Annotated in this window: 3 protein-coding genes; all 3 read right to left on the bottom strand. The window is 75.3% G+C overall.

The features are described 5' to 3' along the window. Positions 1 to 2863 (bottom strand): AAA family ATPase (locus tag GWI24_RS41735; protein WP_247617621.1); only part of this gene is annotated, 2863 nt, incomplete at its 3' end. A gap of 157 nt (positions 2864 to 3020) precedes the next feature. Further along, positions 3021 to 3212, bottom strand: a complete 192-nt coding sequence (locus GWI24_RS41740; RefSeq protein ID WP_210951231.1) for a hypothetical protein — start codon at positions 3210 to 3212, stop codon at positions 3021 to 3023. Positions 3213 to 3362: 150 nt separating this feature from the next. Beyond that, positions 3363 to 3872: MMPL family transporter (locus tag GWI24_RS41745; RefSeq protein ID WP_210951232.1), on the bottom strand; the 510-nt coding region annotated here is incomplete at its 5' end.

The following is a 3872-nucleotide window of genomic DNA, read 5'->3' on the forward strand; positions in this document are numbered from 1 at the left end:
GCCGGGCGCGCCTGGCCAGCAGCTCGATCTCCTCACGCAGCGGACGGGCGCCCAGCCGGTCGGCCACGGCATGCGCCTGGGCGAGCAGTTCGGCGGCGTGGTCGCGATCGGCCTGGGCCGGGGCGCCCTGGCCGGGGGTGCCTTGGCCGGAGGCGCCCTCGCCAGAGGCGCTTTGGCCCGGGGTGCTTTGGCCCGGGGTGCTCCGGGCCTGGGTGCTCCGGGCCGGGGTGAGCAGCGCCTCCGCCCATCGGTGGCGGGCGCGGGCCAGCGGATAGGGGCGGTCCAGCGCGGCGAAGGCGGCCGTGGCCTCGGCCCAGAGGTCGGAACGGTCCCGGCCCTCGGCGCGCGCCAGTTCGGCCTGGACCATCGCCGCGTGGGCCCGCCATACCGGCACGGGCTGCGGCACCCGCTTCATGGCCGCCCGGAGGCGGGCCAGCGCCTCGCCCCGGCCCGGCTCGGCCGTGGGCAGTCCGCGCGCGGCCGACTCGGCCGCGGTGGCCGTGTACAGCAACCGCCAGGCGTAGCGCTGCATCCCGGGCGGGAACCCGGCCTCCACGGCCTGGTCCAGCAGGGCCCGGACCTCCAGGATCCGGCCACGGGCCGCCGCGAGTTCGATGGCGTGCCCCGTGACCTGGAGGGTGTACTGCGGTTCGGTGTTGCGGGCGCCGTAGTGCTCCCGGGCGGCGGCCAGCTCGCGCTCCGCCGTGTCCCACTCCCCGCGCGCCAGCGCCAGCTGGGCGAGCCGGTTGGCGGCGGTGCCGCGCGGCTTGGTGCCGAGGGCGAGCCGCCGGGTCTTCAGGGCCGCCGCCTCCGCCTCGTCCCAGCGGCCCAGGGAGAACAGCGACTCGGCCAGATTCCCGTAGACCCAGGCCCGGGAGTCCACCAGGCCGACGCGGTCCAGGATCCGGGCGCCCTCCTCGGCGGTCTCCACCGCCTCGGCCGACCGGCCGACCCCCTCCAGCGCCGAGGCCAGATTGACATAGCAGCGCCCCAGGACGCTGATGTCACCGAGGTCAAGGGCCCGCTCGCAGACCTCGCGCATCTCGGCCAGCCCGCACTCGATGTCGCCGGAGTCACCGGTGAAGTAGCCCAGCGTCAGGCGGGCGTTCAGCTCCGTGCTCTCGGCGCCGACCAGCCGGGCCAGCTCCACCGCCCGTTCGGCGGCGGCCAGGCCCTCGGCACCTGGCCGGTGGGTCATCGTCCACCCCGCCACCTGCGCCATGACCTCGGCGTGCACGGGGGACGGCGGCAGCCCGCGCACCAGCTCCTGGGCGCGGCTCAGCTCCTCCCAGCCGTCACCGCGGGCCAGTCCCTCCATCAGTTTGCCCTGCTGGGTCCAGAACCAGGCGGCTCGCAGCGGGTCGTCACCGCCGCGGTCCAGCGTCCGCAGGGCCCGCTTGCTGACGGCCAGCGCCCGCTCCCGCTGCCCGGACATATGCGCGGCCACCACCACCTCGGCGAGCAGATCGAGATGGCGCAGCGGCTGGTCCTCACAGCCGCGGGCGGGGTACACCTCCGCGTAGTCCATGGGCCGCTGTGCCCGCCGTATCTCCTTGGGGGCGTCCTCCCACAGCTCCATGGCCCGCTCCAGCAGTCGCAGCTGCTCCGCGTGGGCGTACCGCCGCCGCGCCGCGACGGACGCCTGGAGCACGGCGGGCAGGGCCTTGGCGGGGTCGTGTGCGTGGTACCAGTAGCTGGCCAGCCGGGCGGCCCGCTCATCGGCCCGTACCAGCGCGGGCTCGGCCTCCAGAGCCTCCGCGAAGCGCCGGTTGAGCCGGGAGCGCTCCCCGGGCAGCAGATCGTCGCGCACGGCCTCGCGCACCAGCGAATGCCGGAAGCGGTAGCCGCTGTCGTCGGCCGTGGGGCGCAGGATGTTCGCCCCGACGGCGGCCCGCAGCGCGTCGATCAGCTCGTCCTCGCCCAGCCGGGCGACCGCGCGCAGCAGTTCGTACTCCACCGAGGAGCCGCCCTCGGCGAGGATCCGCACCACCCCCTGGGCCTCCTCGGGCAGCGCCTCGACCCGCACCAGCAGCAGATCGCGCAGCGATTCGCTGAGCCCGGTGGCGCAGCCCTCGTTGAGGGAGCGGGCGATCTCCTCCACGAAGAAGGCGTTGCCGTCGCTGCGCTTGAAGATCCGGTCGACCAGCTCGCGCTCCGGCTCGGCCCCGTTGATCCCGGTCAGCTGGGCGTGCACCTCGCCGCGGGTGAAGCGGGACAGCTCGATGCGCCGCACCTCGCGCATCCGGTCCACCTCGGCGAGGAACGGGCGCAGCGGATGGCGGCGGTGGATGTCGTCGGAGCGGTAGGTGGCCACGACCAGCAGCCGGGCGCTGAGCAGCGAGCGGAAGAGATAGCCGAGCAGCTCGCGGGTGGAGCGGTCGGCCCAGTGCAGATCCTCGATGGCGACGACGAGGGTGCGCTCGGCGGCCAGCCGCTCCAGCAGCCGGACGGTGAGCTCGAACAGCCGGGCCCGGCCGTCCCCGTCGTGGGACGCGCGGGAGGTCTCGCCCAGCTCCGGCAGCAGCCGGGCCAGTTCGCCCTCCTGACCGGCGGCGGCCCCGTCCAGCTCGGTGCCCAGCTTGCGGCGCAGTGAGCGCAGCACGGTGGACACGGGCGCGAACGGCAGCCCGTCGGCGCCGATTTCCACACAGCCGCCGACCGCCGCGACCGCCCCCGCGGCCACGGCCGAGGCCAGGAACTCGTCGATGAGCCGGGTCTTGCCGACCCCCGCCTCTCCCCCCACCAGCAGCACCTGCGGCTCGCCCGCGGTGGCGCGGGCGAGCGCGTCCTCGAGGGTGGCCAACTCCTGTGCGCGGCCGATGAACACCGGGCTGACGGACGTGGTGTGCACGTCGTCGAGCATCGCACAGGGCCCCGACACCGCGGCACCGGCTTTTCCGGCGCCCACCACGTCGGCCCCCACCGCTCCGGCCCCCACCGCTCCGGTGCCCACCGCTTCAGCGCTCCCCGTTCCGGCTCCCGCCCCGGCCCCCATGACGAGCGGCACGGCCCGGCCGCCGTCAGGCCGCCGTGCGGTACGACCGTGGTGAGCGGTCGCCGCGCCACCGCCGGACCGGCCTCATCCGCCCTCCGCTCTCCTGCCCGGCCGACCGGCCGCCGGGCCCCTGCGCCGCCTCCCGGACCAGCCGGTGGGCGGCGGCCTCCCGCCGCAGCTCGGCCTCGCGGATCCGGTGCAACTCATAGTGCAGCATGGCGTTCTCCCTGGTGACGAGCGGTTTCGTGGAACGCGTCCACTCTCGTCGCCCAGGAGGGCCCGGCACATCGGGAGGCTGCCCGATCTTCGCTCGGGCCAGGGACTTAGGCACCCCGCCCGTACGGCTGAGGAAGCCCGAGGAGGGTCCTTAGGGCACCGGCGACCGTGCCGTACCGGCCCGCGCCGCGCCGTTCGCGGGCTGTCCCGGCAGCGGCACGGGCACCGCCACCGGTCCGGACGGCGGACCCTCGCCATCGCCCTGGGCGCTCCCCTCGCCGTCGTCGCCCTGGGCGCTCCCCTCGCCGTCGCCCTCCGCCTCGATGCTGATCCTCGGCAGCAGCCGCTCCAGCCAGCCCGGCAGCCACCAGTTGGCGCCCCCGAGCAGATGCATCAGCGCGGGCACCAGGAGCGTACGGAGGACGAAGGCGTCCAGGGCGACGGCGGCCGCCAGCCCGATGCCGAACATCGCGATGATCCGGTCGCCGCTCAGCACGAACGCCGAGAAGACCGCGATCATGATGACGGCCGCGGAGTTGATGACCCGGCTGGTCTCGGCGAGCCCCACCCGGACCGCGGTGCGGTTGTCGCGGGTGCGCCGCCACTCCTCGTACATCCGGCTGACCAGGAAGACCTGGTAGTCCATGGAGAGCCCGAAGAG

It is taken from the genome of Streptomyces sp. MK37H (genome assembly GCF_018035285.1).
In the GTDB taxonomy this organism is placed as follows: Bacteria; Actinomycetota; Actinomycetes; order Streptomycetales; family Streptomycetaceae; genus Streptomyces; species Streptomyces endocoffeicus.

Excerpts from the sequence above, each read along its gene's own strand:
- GWI24_RS41740 (WP_210951231.1), bottom strand. The coding sequence starts at position 3,212 with ATGCTGCACTATGAGTTGCACCGGATCCGCGAGGCCGAGCTGCGGCGG.